Source organism: Citrobacter sp. Marseille-Q5395, assembly GCF_947057495.1.
Classification (GTDB): Bacteria; Pseudomonadota; Gammaproteobacteria; order Enterobacterales; family Enterobacteriaceae; genus Citrobacter; species Citrobacter murliniae.
In genome coordinates this window covers 39,223-54,002 of sequence record NZ_CAMSEL010000016.1, presented here as the reverse complement: position 1 = coordinate 54,002, position 14,780 = coordinate 39,223, and the positions used below count along the sequence as shown (strand labels likewise).

The following is a 14,780-nucleotide window of genomic DNA, read 5'->3' as shown; positions in this document are numbered from 1 at the left end:
TCTCCCGAAATGAAAACTCTCCAGAGTCTTACAAAAAGCATGCCAAAATTATTTTATTGATTTATAAAGAAAACGCCCCGCGACATAGTGCAGGGCATGGTGAAATTGACTAACTTTTGGCGAGAAATTAACGCTTGTCGGCCACCAGCTTTAACGCATGTTCCAGGATGTTAATATCAGCACCTGCTTTATGCGCATTTTCACTCAGGTAACGGCGCCACTGACGTGCCCCAGGGATCCCCTGAAACAAGCCGAGCATATGGCGGGTAACATGACCAAGATAGGTTCCCTTGCTCAGTTCACGCTCAATATACGGATACATTGCGCGCACTACGGCAACAGGATCGGCATCGGTGGTAGTTGCAGCAAAAATTTCGCGGTCCACAGAGGCCAGCATACCAGGATTTTGATAGGCTTCACGCCCTACCATCACACCATCCATATGTTGAAGATGCGTTTTTGCATCAAGCAGCGATTTAATACCACCGTTGATCGACATGGTCAGGTGTGGAAAGTCACGCTTCAACTGATAGACACGTTCATAATCCAACGGTGGGATCTCACGGTTTTCTTTCGGGCTTAGCCCGGAAAGCCAGGCCTTACGCGCGTGGATGATAAACATCTCACACTCGCCTTTACCGGAGACCGTATTGATGAAATCACACAGGAATTCGTAGCTATCCTGGTCATCAATGCCGATACGAGTTTTGACCGTTACCGGAATTGACACCACATCACGCATCGCTTTGACGCAATCGGCAACCAGCTGTGCGTTCCCCATCAAACAGGCACCGAACATGCCATTCTGGACACGATCGGAAGGGCAACCCACATTGAGGTTAATTTCGTTGTAGCCACGTTCTTCAGCCAGCTTCGCGCATTGCGCCAGCGCTGCCGGGTCGCTCCCCCCTAACTGGAGCGCGACCGGATGCTCCTCTTCGCTATACGCCAGATAGTCGCCTTTCCCATGAATAATTGCCCCGGTGGTCACCATCTCCGTATAGAGCAACGTTTGGCTGGACAGTAAGCGCAAAAAGTAGCGGCAGTGTCTGTCCGTCCAGTCGAGCATCGGCGCGATAGAAAAACGATGAGCAGGAAAAGCAGTAGGCTGAGATTCAGGCAGCATGGCGAATAATTAAGCATCCGGTTAAAAAGGGGCGCTACTATAGCATAGACCGTTACGATAGTGAGCCACATCGTCGCGGGAACTCACGCCCCTGCCGAGACAAGGCTATTTCCGTCCCGGTTTCCCGTCATGCGGGCCAAAAAATTGCGGGGGATGATCAACCCAGCGATCCTCGCGCGTTGCAGCATAGACCGGATTGAGGGGGTAATAGATACGATTAAACTTTTTGTTTGCTTCACCCACCACTAACAGACGCACCTCTTCACTGGTGTTATTGATAAAGGTGTGACACACGCCGGTTCCTGCTGGAAAGCCCACGCTGTCGCCGGGCTCCAGTTTCCATAAATAGCCATTAATCCAGGCCTCAGGGTAACCTTCCAGCACATAGATAAATTCTTCTTCATCACTTTCTGCATGAGGATATGAAGTACGTCGTCCTGGTGGCAGTCGTTCATGATGAATACCGAGCCGCCCTAATCCCAGCTTGCGGGCAAGCGGTGCGCCAATAGAAAAAAATTCATTGCTGCCAGGATAAGTGGAGTCATCAGCTCCCTCTACTTCACGCCAGTGGCGAATACAATCAGGTCTTTTCATTTTTATTTTCCAGTATTGCGATGCGTCAGGTATAGCACACGGTGGGGATCTCGGTGTTTTGAGCAGAATATGATAAAGTAAGGGATTAACCTTCCATGCAAATCGAGGCGTCAAATGGAAAAAACCACCACGCAGGAGTTATTGGCCCAGGCTGAAAAACTCTGTGCGCAACGTAACGTGCGGCTGACACCACAACGCCTCGAAGTGCTGCGCCTGATGAGCCTGCAACAAGGCGCGATTAGCGCTTATGATCTGCTTGATCTGTTACGGGAAACCGAACCACAGGCCAAACCGCCTACCGTTTATCGCGCTCTCGATTTTCTGCTTGAACAAGGTTTCGTGCACAAGGTGGAATCCACCAACAGCTACGTGCTTTGTCATCTGTTCGATCAGCCGACCCACAGCTCAGCAATGTTCATTTGTGACCGCTGTGGTGTGGTTAAAGAAGAGTGTGCTGAAGGCGTGGAAGACATCATGCATACATTGGCCGCCAGGATGGGCTTTGCACTACGTCATAACGTGATTGAAGCCCACGGCCTCTGTCCGGCATGTGTGGAAGTTGAATCGTGCCGCCATCCAGGCGACTGTCAGCATGATCATACGATTCAGGTGAAGAAGAAAGTTGGGCGATAAAAGAGCGTACATCCTTGTACTCTCAGGAGGGAGGGATTAATTACCAGCGGTAATCGTTGCGTTTTTCCCAATCTTTAACTTCTTTCTCCGCCTGATCTTTCGCGTAACCGTAACGTTCCTGGACTTTACCCACCAGTTGGTCGCGTTTACCTTCAATGACCGTCATATCATCATCGGTCAGTTTGCCCCATTGCTCTTTCACTTTACCTTTGAACTGCTTCCAGTTACCGCCGACTTCGTCTTTATTCATCATCAAGTCCTCATCGTTAGGTTGTGAATAGCGAGAGTGCTATATCCAGACATGTTATGTTTTCGCTGGACGTGAGATTAAGTGTAGTCAGTGATTCCAGGAATTATTAACTATTCAGAATTTTTAACCATCTGGGTCAGGCGAACCAGGTACCATTACGCCAGTGACGCCGCCAGATGAAGGCCAGTGAGAGCCCGCGCAGCGCGAGGAAAACGGTTAACGCCAGCCATAAACCGTGGTTTCCCAACAGTGGTAAAGCAAATAACGTTAATGCAAATCCCGCGGCAGCGACGGCCATACTGTTACGCATTTCTGCCGCTCGCGTCGCACCAATAAACATGCCGTCCAGCAGGTAACACCAGACGCCCACCAGCGGCAAAATCACCTGCCAGATAAGATAACGATCGGCCAGTAGCTGAATCTGGGGCAGAGAGGTTAGCAGCGCAATAATCTGTTCACCGAACAGGGCGTATATCAGGGAAAACAGAATTGCCACAATACCCGACTGCCTACATGCCGCCCTCCAGACATCCAGTAACTGACCGCCATCGCGCGCGCCATAAGCCTGACCAGAATGAGCTTCGACGGCGTAGGCAAACCCGTCCAGCGCATAAGCTGTAAACGTCAGCAGAGTCATCAGGACGGCATTTACCGCAATGATGTCACCACCAAGGCGCGCGCCCAGTACCGTAATGGCGCCAAAACAGAGTTGTAGCAACAACGAACGCAGCATAATGTCGCGGTTAAGCGCCAGCAGACGGCGAAAATTGCCGCGCCATGCAAGCTTCAGCATCGCAAGCGAGACACCACGCAAATGGAGAACCTTGCGCACCATCAGAAGACCAATCAGCAATGTGGCATATTCGGCAATCACAGTTGCCAGTGCAGCGCCTTGCACGTTCATATGCAAGCCCATCACCAGCCATAAATCGAGCACAATGTTGAGAATATTACCAACAATGAGCAGGATAACCGGCGCACGGGCATACTGGACGCCCAGCAACCAGCCCAGCAGCACCAGGTTTGCCAGAGAGGCTGGCGCGCTGAGCCAACGAATTTCAAGGAAGCGCCGGGCTTGCTCCAGTACCGCCTCACTGCCACCAACTATATGCAGCGCCAGATCGATAATTGGCGTCCTGAACAGGGCAATCGCAGCCCCTGCTCCCAGCGCCAGGATCAGCGGTTGCACCAGCGCGCGAGCCAGTGCCTGCGGATCTTTCGCGCCAAATGCCTGGGCCGTCAGCCCAGTGGTGCTCATGCGTAAAAAGAGCAACAGCATAAAGAGAAAACTGGTCGCCGTTGCGCCAACGGCTACGCCGCCAAGATAGACCGGACTCTCCAGATGACCAATCACTGCGGTGTCCACCAGCCCCAGCAGGGGGACAGTGATGTTGGAGAAGATCATCGGTAGGGCAAGGAGCCAAAGTGCTTTGTCGGAAGAGGTAAAGAAAGGCATGCAGAAAGCCTGAGAAGGAGTTAAACGGATAATATTGTTTTTCGTACCCGGTAAGCGTGGCACTACCGGACCAGAGTGATGCCGGATGACGGCGTAAACGCCTTATCCGGCCTACTTAATTACAGCCACTCACCGTTACGAATGACGCCGACCGCCAGCCCTTCAATAGTGAAGTTTTGCTCGCGCAGGTCAACTACGATAGGCTTGAATTCGCTGTTTTCTGGCAGAAGTTCGACCTTGTTGCCCTGTTTTTTCAGGCGCTTAACCGTAACTTCATCGTCAATGCGTGCAACAACCACCTGGCCATTACGCACGTCCTGAGTTTTATGTACGGCCAGTAAATCACCGTCCATAATCCCGATATCTTTCATCGACATTCCGCTGACGCGCAGTAAAAAATCGGCACTGGGTTTAAACAGTGAAGGATCAACCTGATAATGGCCTTCAATATGCTGCTGTGCCAGAAGAGGCTCACCCGCCGCAACACGGCCGACAAGTGGTAATCCCTCTTCTTCTTCCTGCAACAGACGAATTCCACGCGATGCGCCAGAAACAATTTCCAGCACACCTTTACGTGCCAGCGCTTTAAGGTGTTCTTCAGCTGCGTTTGGGGAACGGAACCCCAAACGCTGCGCGATCTCCGCACGCGTCGGTGGCATACCTGTCTGGCTGATGTGATCCCGAATGAGATCAAACACCTCTTGCTGCCTGGCCGTTAACGCTTTCATTCCGCCCCCTGGGTGTATATACAGTTATGCTGTGAGTATATACAGCTAAAGGCGATTTTGGAACCGCAAACTGCACAAAAAACAGGAGATTTATGAAGTTGTGGAATGCTTATCGAAAATGCGACCACAACAGGATGCCCCAGGTGATCAAGGCAACAAAAATAGAAAGTAGTACCGCCGCCGATCCCATATCTTTCGCCCGGCCAGAGAGTTCGTGATACTCAGAGCCGATACGGTCGACCACCGCCTCAATAGCGCTATTAAGAATTTCAACAATCATCACCAGCATCACCGAGCCAATCAGCAGCACACGGGTAATCGCATCAACATCCAGCCAGCAAGCAATCGCGACGCCCAGCAGTACGGCAACACTTTCCTGGCGAAACGCCGCTTCATTAATCCATGCGGCACGAAAACCTTTCCACGAATAGCCTGCTGCCTTGATAATTCGAGTGAACCCAGTGGTATTATTAGCCATCAAAAGAACCTTTTTACATTATTAGCGTCAATGTCATTGTACCGTTACCCTATTTACTTCAGGGCTGATGCAAAGCAGCGCGAAGTATGACGGGATACACCAGAAATTCACTAAACTTTCTGATATCCTTGCAGCGCATTTGCATTATTAACCAGAGGCTTTACATCGTTTATGTCCGGCTGGCCAAGAATTTACTACAAATTACTGAATTTACCATTAAGTGTGCTGGTAAAAAGCAAGTCTATTCCGGCGGATCCTGCTCCGGAATTGGGGCTCGACACTTCGCGTCCCATTATGTACGTCTTGCCGTACAACTCAAAAGCGGACTTGCTAACGCTGCGCGCTCAATGCCTGGTTCACGATCTCCCCGACCCCCTGGAGCCGTTGGAAATCGACGGGACTCTCCTGCCGCGCTACGTGTTTATTCACGGCGGCCCGCGTGTCTTCACTTATTACACGCCTAAAGAAGAGTCTATCAAGCTGTTCCATAACTATCTCGACCTTCATCGCAGCAATCCTGACCTGGATGTGCAGATGGTGCCGGTATCGGTGATGTTTGGCCGCGCTCCCGGACGCGAAAAAGGCGAAGTGAATCCGCCTCTGCGCATGCTGAATGGCGTACAGAAATTCTTTGCCGTTTCGTGGCTGGGTCGCGACAGTTTTGTTCGCTTCTCTCCGTCGGTGTCCCTGCGTCGCATGGCTGACGAACACGGCACAGATAAAACCATTGCACAGAAACTGGCGCGCGTGGCGCGTATGCACTTTGCCCGCCAACGTTTAGCTGCAGTTGGTCCGCGTCTTCCTGCCCGCCAGGATCTGTTTAATAAGCTGTTGGCCTCAAAAGCTATCGCCCGCGCGGTAGAAGATGAAGCACGCAGTAAAAAAATCTCCCACGAAAAAGCGCAGCAAAATGCCATCGCGCTGATGGAAGAAATTGCCGCAAACTTCTCCTATGAGATGATCCGCCTGACGGACCGTATTCTGGGGTTCACATGGAACCGGCTGTACCAGGGGATTAACGTTCATAATGCAGAACGTGTGCGCCAGTTGGCGCACGACGGACATGAAATCGTCTATGTGCCATGTCATCGCAGCCATATGGACTACATGCTGCTGTCGTACGTTCTGTATCACCAGGGCCTGGTTCCTCCACACATTGCCGCTGGAATCAACCTGAACTTCTGGCCGGCAGGCCCGATCTTCCGCCGTCTGGGTGCATTCTTTATTCGCCGCACCTTTAAGGGCAATAAACTTTACTCCACCGTATTCCGCGAATATCTGGGCGAACTGTTCAGCCGTGGCTACTCGGTTGAGTACTTTGTCGAAGGTGGGCGCTCACGTACAGGCCGTCTGCTCGACCCGAAAACCGGCACACTGTCCATGACCATTCAGGCGATGCTGCGCGGCGGTACGCGTCCGATCACGCTGGTGCCTATCTACATTGGCTACGAGCATGTGATGGAAGTGGGAACATACGCAAAAGAGCTGCGTGGTGCGACGAAAGAGAAAGAGAGCCTGCCACAAATGCTGCGCGGCTTAAGCAAGCTGCGTAACCTGGGCCAGGGCTACGTTAACTTTGGCGAACCGATGCCATTGATGACTTACCTGAACCAACATGTTCCGGAATGGCGCGAATCTATCGATCCTATCGAGTCTATTCGCCCGGCCTGGCTGACGCCGACAGTGAATAACATCGCCGCCGATCTGATGGTTCGTATTAACAACGCAGGCGCGGCCAACGCCATGAACCTGTGTTGTACCGCGCTACTGGCATCCCGCCAGCGATCTCTGACCCGTGAGCAGTTAACCGAACAACTTGATTGCTACCTGAGCTTGCTGCGCAACGTGCCGTATGCTGCGGATTCGACGGTTCCCGCGCAAAGCGCCAGTGAACTGATCGACCACGCTTTGCAGATGAACAAGTTTGAGGTCGAGAAAGATACCATCGGCGACATCATCATTCTGCCGCGCGAGCAGGCAGTACTGATGACTTACTACCGCAACAACATTGCGCACATGCTGGTTCTGCCTTCATTGATGGCGGCGATTGTGACTCAGCATCGTCGTATTTCACGTGCGGCACTACAGCAGCATATTGAAGCACTGTACCCGATGCTGAAAGCTGAGCTGTTCCTGCGCTGGGAACGTGACGAGCTTGCAGGAGTGATCGACGCACTGGCCAGCGAAATGCAGCGTCAGGGTTTAATCACCATGCAGAACGATGAGCTGCATATCAATCCGGCACACTCCCGCACGCTACAGTTGCTGGCGGCAGGTGCTCGTGAAACCCTGCAACGCTATGCCATTACCTTCTGGCTGCTGAGTGCAAACCCATCCATCAACCGCAGCACACTGGAGAAAGAGAGCCGTACCGTGGCTCAGCGTCTTTCCGTACTGCACGGTATTAACGCCCCTGAATTCTTCGATAAGGCGGTGTTCAGCTCTCTGGTGCTGACTCTGCGTGACGAGGGATACATCAGCGATACCGGTGATGCCGAGCCGGAAGAAACGATGAAGATCTATCAGATGCTGGCCGAACTGGTCACGTCCGATGTACGTCTGACCATCGAGAGCGCAACGCAGGGCGAGTAAGCATAAAAAAACCGGTCGAAAAAATGACCGGTTTTTCTTTTGTCGCCTCACCTAAAATCAAAGGTGCCAGTAACTCATTGCCAGCCCCAAAAACAGCACCAGACCGACATAGTTGTTATTCATAAACGCTTTAAAACAGGCATCCCGTTCGCGATTGACGATCAATTTCTGCTGATACACAAACAGCGCGCCCGCCACCAGCAGAGACCAGTAATAGCCCAGACCCAGCCCGTTCAGCCAGCCAATCAACGCCATCAATACCAGTACGCCAACCTGCAGAATACCAATAATCAGCTTATCGTTTTGGCCGAACAGGATCGCGGTCGATTTAATACCAATCTTCAGGTCATCATCCCGGTCAACCATCGCGTACTGTGTATCATACGCTACCGCCCAGAGAATATTGGCAAGGAACATCAGCCAGCAACTCAGCGGAACAGATTCGCTCACGGCAGCGAACGCCATTGGGATAGACCAGCCAAATGCAGCGCCCAGAACCACCTGTGGCAAATGCGTATAGCGCTTCATGAAGGGATATACCCACGCCAGTGCTAACGCAGCGACAGACAACAAAATTGTCATCGTGTTTAGCGTCAGTACCAGCAGGAACGCAAGCAACACCAGTACCACAAACAACGTTCGGGCTTCTTTCTCTGTCACCGCACCACTTGGCAGCGGCCGGTTCGCGGTGCGTTTGACATGCCCGTCAAATTTGCGGTCAGCATAATCATTCACCACGCATCCGGCGGCGCGCATTAACCAAACGCCAGCGACAAAAACCGCCAGGATCCATAATTGCGGTACCCCAGGGGTCGCCACCCACAGCGCCCACAGGGTCGGCCAGAGCAGCAGTAAGGCGCCGATTGGCTTATCCGTACGCATCAAGCGGTGAAACGCCAGTAGCTTATTCTGCGTCAGACTCCACTCCATTTTTTCTTCCTCTCAGTACAACGGCGATGCAGGTAAAAAAAGCTCGGTAAGCATCAGCGGCTTACCGCTCAGCCGCAGGCGGGAACGACGCCCCCACAGCGCTGCATCGCGACCTATCTCAATAAAATCTCGGGTCAATGTCGATGATGTAAACAGGTAGCGCCCGAGCGGGGTTTTCCCCAGATTTTGTAAGGCCAGCTCAGGACCACACAGAGTTGATTCAGGCACCACGGTGCGCCCGGCAAGCCAGGGTTCACCATCCGCACATAACAGAATTTCACGCAACCAATAACGGGATTCGCTCGGCAGCAGCGTCAGTTCTTCAGCCACCTCATTTTGCCCAACAAATCCTTCTCGTATCAACGTTACGGTGACCTGTTTTCCCTCCTGCTCAAAGCGTTTGGTCATGGAGTCTTCCAGTAACAACCAGTCAAGCAGTTGAGGGTCAAGCGCGGGGATCGCATCAAAATAACGCAGCGCACGCAGTTGCGTTAACGCAGGGTGTGGCATGCCTTACTCTCCGATTTATAACGTGATGGCATTGTATCGCAGAAAAGGCATTACAGGGTGAGCAAACGTGATTAAGTGATCGGCTAATCAACATTAGTGTAACAAATCGCATTGCACGATAAAAAAAGGTGCGCCAGGAGACGCACCAGTTGTTGCAAAATCAGCAATGTGGGGAGATGGTTACCCCTTGCCTTTTACACTACTGATAAAGGTGGAACGGGCAGATGTGGACCCCAAACGTTCAGCTTCATCAAGCAGCTTCAGCGCTTTATCAACATCACCTTTCGCTACCGCATCTTTAATCGCTTTATTAAAGTAGCTTTCCGTGTCATTCAACATCGGTTCACTTTTCTTCGCAGGCGCTGGAGCGGCGGTCGCCACAGCAGCCGGAGCTGGAGCTGCATAAGCCGCTGCTGGCGCGGCAGTATTCCCAACCGTCACCGGCCCCGGACCGGAGGAGCCAAACAGCGGCCCGACCAATACGCTGGAAGAAGAGCTGGTTTTGACTTTCAGTTTCAGCAAGCCATCGGTGGTATGACGGGCGATTGGGTCCGGAATATCCGGTACAGCATTACCCACGCCCTTGGCATAGGCTTTTGCCGGGTCAAGCAGAGTTGTGGTCTGCTGGAGATCTTTTTCTGTTGTAAATACCAGCACATAGAGCTTCTGCTGGCCCAGCGCAGGCGTCAGACGCATGACCCCTTCCAGACGATCGGCACTCATCACGCCGGGCTCCTGATAGGTGAAATAGCTGCTGGGGAAGAACGCAGATGGCGTCATGTTCTGATCAAGAATCAATACGTTTGGTGCAAATACACTGGTTTGTTTGTTCACTTCACTGGACAGCGTCAGGGTCAATTCACCAATATTTGCCGGGACGCTATAGGCAGCGACCGGGCCGGTAATCCCGGCAACGTCCAGACGCTGACCGCCAGTAGAGAGCTGAGTAGACTGCGTATTCGATTGATCAACTGGTGTCCAGGTTAACTGTTGCAGTGCAGCAGTGGGGATAGCAGGCGCAGCGGTGGTATTTTGCGGCACAAAATTCACATCGGCCAGGCTGATGCCAGGAGCACTTGCAAATAAACCTGCAGATAAACAAAGGGCAACGAGACTTTTCTTCATTTTCATTGTTATCACCTCAGATAGCATGGGTTCAGCGGTGGCCAGGCAATAGCGCGCTAAACCGTAATCAAGAGGGGCTTACGCCCCTCTTTCGGTCATGACGTCAGATTAATGCTGGATTACCACCAGATTTCCATCTGGGCACCGAAGGACCACTCGTCGCTGTCGCCACGGCTGGTGGTGCTGATACCGGAATTAGTCGCCGCAGCGAATTTGGTTACGTCGTTACCATTTTTGACGTAGCCCCACTCTTCATCCCATTTTGCGTAGGTTGCGAAGACGCGGATTGCCGGACGAGACCAGATGCTGTCGCCTGCCTGCCACTGTTGCGCCAGGGTGATTTTGTACTGGCTGTTACGATCGCCGGTCTGTTGGGATTTGACGTTGTCGTAACCGACTTCCATCAGGGTGCTCATGATTGGCGTCCATTTGTACATCGGACGAATACCGACGGTGTACCATTCGGTACCCAGGTCGTTATCCATATCGAGATTCTGGTACATACCGACGTACATCAGGTCCCACTTGTCGCCCAGGGAAATCGCACCGTGATCCAGGACGCGCACCAGGCTACCGTTGTTATTGACGACGTTGTTAGCGAAGTTTGTCTTAACGCCAGTAACAGGGTCTTCAATAGTAGTGGTAGAAGAACCGTAAGAGCCCTGGTTTAGGCCTTTACCCTGAGTGGTCATGGAGTCTGTCGCATACTGAACGACAAACTTGTTATAGCCTTTCAACATGCTCTGGGTATGTTCAGCGGTGAACATCCAGCCATCTTTTGATGCACCGTCTGCCAGGCTGTAGTCATCTGTTGTATTTGCGCGACCATAGTCAACGCCCAGTTCCAGCATACCGTCCGGGTTAATGGCCATCTGCGCTAAACGCACGTCGAACACGTCGTTGGCGGTATCTTTGGTACGATCATAAATATTCTGGCTGCTGAACGCGTAAGAGCCGCCCGCTTCCTGAGAACGGGTTGCTGCCAGAGCCAGTTTACCGAAGCCCAGATCGATGTTTTCAATACCGGCACCAGGACCCGAGATATCCCAGTAGTAGAAGTCGATCATGTGAACATCATGACGCTGATAGAAGCGCTTACCGGCCCAGATCGTAGAACCTGGCAGCCATTCAATCAGGTTTTTACCCTGCACGTTTGCTTCACGGAATGCCGGATCTGTTCCTTCCCAGTCATTCTGCTGTGCTACGGAGTAGGCGACGTTAGTGTCGAAATAGAAGCTCTTATCACCTTCTTTCCATACTTCCTGGCCCAGTTTCAGTTCCGCATAGGTTTCACATTCGTTACCGAGACGGTATTTACTTTGAGCACCAGTAGCCTGGAAACATTGTTGTTCGCCGCCACTACCCGTCCAGCCGATACCGGAACGAGCATAACCATGAAAATCTACAGCCATTGCCTGAACAGACATAATGCCTGCTGCTACAGCAACCGCCAGAGGGAGTTTGCGCAGAGTAATCATCGTTCTATCTCCTGAGATCATTGCTTTTCTTTAAACGCGTCCCCTTCGGGCTGCCTCTTTGTTGGCTGCGTTCTTTCACCCCGGTCACGTACTTTTTGTACGCTCCCGGGACTCATTCACTTGCAGCCTCGATACAGCCTCGAATGGTTTTGCGTTTCGTTTTTTTTATGGGGACCTTAAACGCCCGGCTCTTGGTGCAACCGACGACATGCAGTGCCATCCTCACGGAACAGATGGCAACGCTCTGGCGGCAGACCGATAGCGAATGTGGCACCCTCTTCTACCAACACCACGTCGTTCTGGCGGTAAACCAGGTTTTGACGGATGGCGGGGATCTGGATATGAATTTGTGTTTCGTGACCAAGCTGCTCGACGACCTGTACTTCACCCTCGAGAGTGACATCAGCAATTTCGCTGGGCAGCAGATGTTCCGGGCGAATACCTAAAGACATGTTGGCGCCAACCTGAACGTGTGCGCTATCGACCGGTAGCCAGATTTGCTGGCGGTTAGGCAACTCTACCTGGACCTGATCGATTGCCGTCCCCGTGACTTTCACCGGCAGAAAGTTCATCTTCGGCGAGCCAATAAAGCCCGCGACAAAGCGGTCAGCCGGGTAGTGATACAGCTCCAGTGGTTTACCCACCTGAGCAACGCGACCAGCATCCAGCACCACAATTTTGTCTGCCAGGGTCATCGCTTCGACCTGGTCGTGGGTGACGTAAATCATCGTGCGGCCAAGACGTTTATGCAGGCGGGAGATTTCTATACGCATCTGCACGCGCAGCGCGGCATCAAGGTTGGAAAGCGGTTCATCAAGCAGGAATACGCGCGGCTCTGCCACCAGCGTACGACCAATCGCCACACGCTGACGCTGTCCACCAGAAAGCGCTTTTGGTTTACGCTCCAGCAGGTGTGCCAGTTGCAGAACTTCAGCCACCTGATTAACGCGCTGATTCATTACCTCTTTTTTGGCACCCGCCAGCTTGAGACCAAACGACATGTTTTCTGCGACGGATAAATGGGGATAGAGCGCATAGGACTGGAAGACCATTCCCACACCGCGTTCGGCGGGCGGGATATCGTTCATCCGGGTTTCCCCGATATACAGATCTCCACTGGTGATAGTCTCAAGCCCGGCGATCATACGCAGCAAAGTCGACTTACCGCAGCCTGACGGTCCGACAAACACCACGAACTCCCCTTCGTGAATGTCGAGATTGATATCTTTCGATACCACCACGTCACCCCAGGCTTTCGTTACATTTCGCAACTGTACGCTCGCCATGCCCTTCTCCCTTCGTTACAACCTGTCATCGACAGCAACATTCATGATGGACTGACTATGCGTTATTCATTAATGGCGGGAATCCTCCACCCCCCAGCTTTTTTATGGGGGAGGAGGCGGGAGGATGAGAGAGCAGTGTCTGAGACCCTGGCTGTACTCCGTGGAGGAATTTCGTGATGGCGCCTGCAAAAATCAGTGGGTTTTTATGTGCGCCAGCACGCATTACTCACATTTATGCAACACAGATCACATAAAGAATGGGTGGGGCGTAGGGGTAAGGAGGATGGAAAGAGGTTGTCGTATAAAGAAACTAGTAACCGTTAAGCCACCTCTGAAAAATCACCAAACAGGATGGGAACTATGAAAATCAAAACTGGCGCACGCATCCTCGCATTGTCCGCACTGACGACGATGATGTTTTCCGCCTCGGCTCTCGCCAAGATTGAAGAAGGTAAGCTGGTTATCTGGATCAACGGCGATAAAGGCTATAACGGCCTCGCTGAAGTGGGTAAAAAATTCGAGAAAGACACCGGCATCAAAGTCACTATTGAGCATCCGGACAAACTGGAAGAAAAATTCCCGCAGGTTGCAGCGACCGGCGACGGCCCGGACATTATCTTCTGGGCGCATGACCGCTTTGGTGGCTACGCACAATCTGGTCTGCTGGCTGAGATCACCCCAGACAAAGCGTTCCAGGACAAGCTCTATCCGTTCACCTGGGATGCAGTGCGTTATAACGGCAAACTGATCGCCTACCCAATCGCCGTTGAAGCGCTGTCTCTGATTTACAACAAAGACCTCGTTCCTCAAGCGCCGAAAACCTGGGAAGAGATCCCTGCGCTGGATAAAGAGCTGAAGGCGAAAGGTAAATCCGCCCTGATGTTCAACCTGCAAGAGCCGTACTTCACCTGGCCGCTGATTGCTGCCGACGGCGGTTACGCATTCAAATTTGAAAACGGCAAATACGACGTCAAAGACGTTGGCGTAGACAGCGCTGGCGCGAAAGCGGGTCTGACCTTCCTGGTTGACCTCATCAAGAACAAACACATGAACGCGGATACCGACTACTCCATCGCCGAAGCGGCCTTTAACAAAGGTGAAACGGCAATGACGATTAACGGTCCGTGGGCATGGTCGAACATCGACAAGAGCAAAATTAACTACGGCGTAACGCTGCTGCCAACCTTCAAAGGCAAAGCCTCTAAACCATTTGTTGGTGTACTCAGTGCTGGTATTAACGCCGCCAGTCCGAACAAAGAACTGGCAAAAGAGTTCCTCGAAAACTACTTGCTGACCGATCAGGGTCTGGATGAAGTGAACAAGGACAAACCGCTGGGCGCCGTTGCGCTGAAATCCTTCCAGGAGCAATTAGCGAAAGATCCGCGTATTGCTGCCACCATGGATAACGCCCAGAAAGGCGAAATCATGCCGAACATTCCGCAGATGTCTGCATTCTGGTATGCCGTTCGTACCGCTGTAATCAACGCCGCTAGTGGCCGTCAGACTGTCGATGCAGCACTGAAAGACGCGCAAGGTCGTATCACCAAGTAGTGCTGTCGATGTACCTGATGGCGCTTCGCTTATCAGGCCTACG

Annotated in this window: 14 protein-coding genes; 3 read left to right on the top strand and 11 right to left on the bottom strand. The window is 52.3% G+C overall.

Features of this window, described 5'->3' with window-relative positions:
- Positions 1 to 127: 127 nt before the first annotated feature.
- Both dusA and OH663_RS17760 read right to left on the bottom strand, forming a co-directional pair.
- A complete protein-coding gene (dusA, locus tag OH663_RS17765) occupies positions 128 to 1,126 on the bottom strand; it encodes a tRNA dihydrouridine(20/20a) synthase DusA (RefSeq protein ID WP_200012927.1) in 999 nt (332 codons plus the stop codon).
- A 105-nt stretch (positions 1,127 to 1,231) separates the two neighbouring features.
- Positions 1,232 to 1,720, bottom strand: coding sequence for a cupin domain-containing protein (locus tag OH663_RS17760; RefSeq protein WP_045438534.1), 489 nt, complete (start codon positions 1,718 to 1,720; stop codon positions 1,232 to 1,234).
- A gap of 114 nt (positions 1,721 to 1,834) precedes the next feature.
- Between OH663_RS17760 and zur the strand changes: the two genes are divergently transcribed.
- Positions 1,835 to 2,353 carry a zinc uptake transcriptional repressor Zur gene (gene zur, locus OH663_RS17755; protein ID WP_045438532.1) on the top strand — a complete coding sequence of 173 codons (519 nt, stop codon included), beginning with the start codon at positions 1,835 to 1,837 and terminating at the stop codon, positions 2,351 to 2,353.
- Positions 2,354 to 2,393: 40 nt separating this feature from the next.
- Here the strand turns inward: zur and OH663_RS17750 are convergent, their stop codons facing one another.
- The 4 genes from OH663_RS17750 to OH663_RS17735 all read right to left on the bottom strand — a co-directional run bounded on the left by OH663_RS17750 (position 2,394) and on the right by OH663_RS17735 (position 5,265).
- Positions 2,394 to 2,603, bottom strand: a complete 210-nt coding sequence (locus OH663_RS17750) for a CsbD family protein (protein WP_045438529.1) — start codon at positions 2,601 to 2,603, stop codon at positions 2,394 to 2,396.
- Between the two features lie 136 nt (positions 2,604 to 2,739).
- Positions 2,740 to 4,059: an MATE family efflux transporter DinF gene (dinF, locus tag OH663_RS17745; RefSeq protein WP_200012928.1), complete on the bottom strand. Its 1,320-nt coding sequence runs from the start codon at positions 4,057 to 4,059 to the stop codon at positions 2,740 to 2,742.
- A gap of 119 nt (positions 4,060 to 4,178) precedes the next feature.
- The gene (gene lexA, locus OH663_RS17740) at positions 4,179 to 4,787 is read right to left on the bottom strand and encodes a transcriptional repressor LexA (RefSeq protein ID WP_045438524.1); all 609 of its coding nucleotides are present in this window, start codon (positions 4,785 to 4,787) and stop codon (positions 4,179 to 4,181) included.
- A 109-nt stretch (positions 4,788 to 4,896) separates the two neighbouring features.
- Positions 4,897 to 5,265 (bottom strand): diacylglycerol kinase, encoded by a 369-nt coding sequence (locus OH663_RS17735; protein WP_045438520.1) that lies wholly within the window; start codon positions 5,263 to 5,265, stop codon positions 4,897 to 4,899.
- A gap of 171 nt (positions 5,266 to 5,436) precedes the next feature.
- Here OH663_RS17735 and plsB point away from each other — a divergent pair, with 171 nt between their 5' ends.
- Positions 5,437 to 7,857, top strand: a complete 2,421-nt coding sequence (gene plsB, locus OH663_RS17730) for a glycerol-3-phosphate 1-O-acyltransferase PlsB (protein ID WP_045438517.1) — start codon at positions 5,437 to 5,439, stop codon at positions 7,855 to 7,857.
- A 57-nt stretch (positions 7,858 to 7,914) separates the two neighbouring features.
- Here the strand turns inward: plsB and ubiA are convergent, their stop codons facing one another.
- The 5 genes from ubiA to malK all read right to left on the bottom strand — a co-directional run bounded on the left by ubiA (position 7,915) and on the right by malK (position 13,186).
- Positions 7,915 to 8,787: a 4-hydroxybenzoate octaprenyltransferase gene (gene ubiA / locus OH663_RS17725; protein ID WP_045438512.1), complete on the bottom strand. Its 873-nt coding sequence runs from the start codon at positions 8,785 to 8,787 to the stop codon at positions 7,915 to 7,917.
- A 12-nt stretch (positions 8,788 to 8,799) separates the two neighbouring features.
- Positions 8,800 to 9,297 carry a chorismate lyase gene (gene ubiC / locus OH663_RS17720; RefSeq protein WP_045438508.1) on the bottom strand — a complete coding sequence of 166 codons (498 nt, stop codon included), beginning with the start codon at positions 9,295 to 9,297 and terminating at the stop codon, positions 8,800 to 8,802.
- Positions 9,298 to 9,477: 180 nt separating this feature from the next.
- Positions 9,478 to 10,428, bottom strand: a complete 951-nt coding sequence (gene malM / locus OH663_RS17715) for a maltose operon protein MalM (RefSeq protein WP_200012929.1) — start codon at positions 10,426 to 10,428, stop codon at positions 9,478 to 9,480.
- A 113-nt stretch (positions 10,429 to 10,541) separates the two neighbouring features.
- On the bottom strand, positions 10,542 to 11,900 hold the full coding sequence (locus tag OH663_RS17710; protein WP_045438497.1) for a maltoporin: 1,359 nt from the start codon (positions 11,898 to 11,900) through the stop codon (positions 10,542 to 10,544).
- Positions 11,901 to 12,076: 176 nt separating this feature from the next.
- The gene (malK, locus tag OH663_RS17705; protein ID WP_045438493.1) at positions 12,077 to 13,186 is read right to left on the bottom strand and encodes a maltose/maltodextrin ABC transporter ATP-binding protein MalK; all 1,110 of its coding nucleotides are present in this window, start codon (positions 13,184 to 13,186) and stop codon (positions 12,077 to 12,079) included.
- A 360-nt stretch (positions 13,187 to 13,546) separates the two neighbouring features.
- Here malK and malE point away from each other — a divergent pair, with 360 nt between their 5' ends.
- The gene (gene malE / locus OH663_RS17700) at positions 13,547 to 14,737 is read left to right on the top strand and encodes a maltose/maltodextrin ABC transporter substrate-binding protein MalE (RefSeq protein ID WP_045438487.1); all 1,191 of its coding nucleotides are present in this window, start codon (positions 13,547 to 13,549) and stop codon (positions 14,735 to 14,737) included.
- Positions 14,738 to 14,780: the final 43 nt, after the last annotated feature.

Coding starts and splice junctions, on each gene's coding strand:
- dusA (WP_200012927.1), bottom strand. CDS start 1,126: ATGCTGCCTGAATCTCAGCCTACTGCTTTTCCTGCTCATCGTTTTTCT.
- OH663_RS17760 (WP_045438534.1), bottom strand. CDS start 1,720: ATGAAAAGACCTGATTGTATTCGCCACTGGCGTGAAGTAGAGGGAGCT.
- zur (WP_045438532.1), top strand. CDS start 1,835: ATGGAAAAAACCACCACGCAGGAGTTATTGGCCCAGGCTGAAAAACTC.
- OH663_RS17750 (WP_045438529.1), bottom strand. CDS start 2,603: ATGAATAAAGACGAAGTCGGCGGTAACTGGAAGCAGTTCAAAGGTAAA.
- dinF (WP_200012928.1), bottom strand. CDS start 4,059: ATGCCTTTCTTTACCTCTTCCGACAAAGCACTTTGGCTCCTTGCCCTA.
- lexA (WP_045438524.1), bottom strand. CDS start 4,787: ATGAAAGCGTTAACGGCCAGGCAGCAAGAGGTGTTTGATCTCATTCGG.
- OH663_RS17735 (WP_045438520.1), bottom strand. CDS start 5,265: ATGGCTAATAATACCACTGGGTTCACTCGAATTATCAAGGCAGCAGGC.
- plsB (WP_045438517.1), top strand. CDS start 5,437: ATGTCCGGCTGGCCAAGAATTTACTACAAATTACTGAATTTACCATTA.
- ubiA (WP_045438512.1), bottom strand. CDS start 8,787: ATGGAGTGGAGTCTGACGCAGAATAAGCTACTGGCGTTTCACCGCTTG.
- ubiC (WP_045438508.1), bottom strand. CDS start 9,297: ATGCCACACCCTGCGTTAACGCAACTGCGTGCGCTGCGTTATTTTGAT.
- malM (WP_200012929.1), bottom strand. CDS start 10,428: ATGAAAATGAAGAAAAGTCTCGTTGCCCTTTGTTTATCTGCAGGTTTA.
- OH663_RS17710 (WP_045438497.1), bottom strand. CDS start 11,900: ATGATTACTCTGCGCAAACTCCCTCTGGCGGTTGCTGTAGCAGCAGGC.
- malK (WP_045438493.1), bottom strand. CDS start 13,186: ATGGCGAGCGTACAGTTGCGAAATGTAACGAAAGCCTGGGGTGACGTG.
- malE (WP_045438487.1), top strand. CDS start 13,547: ATGAAAATCAAAACTGGCGCACGCATCCTCGCATTGTCCGCACTGACG.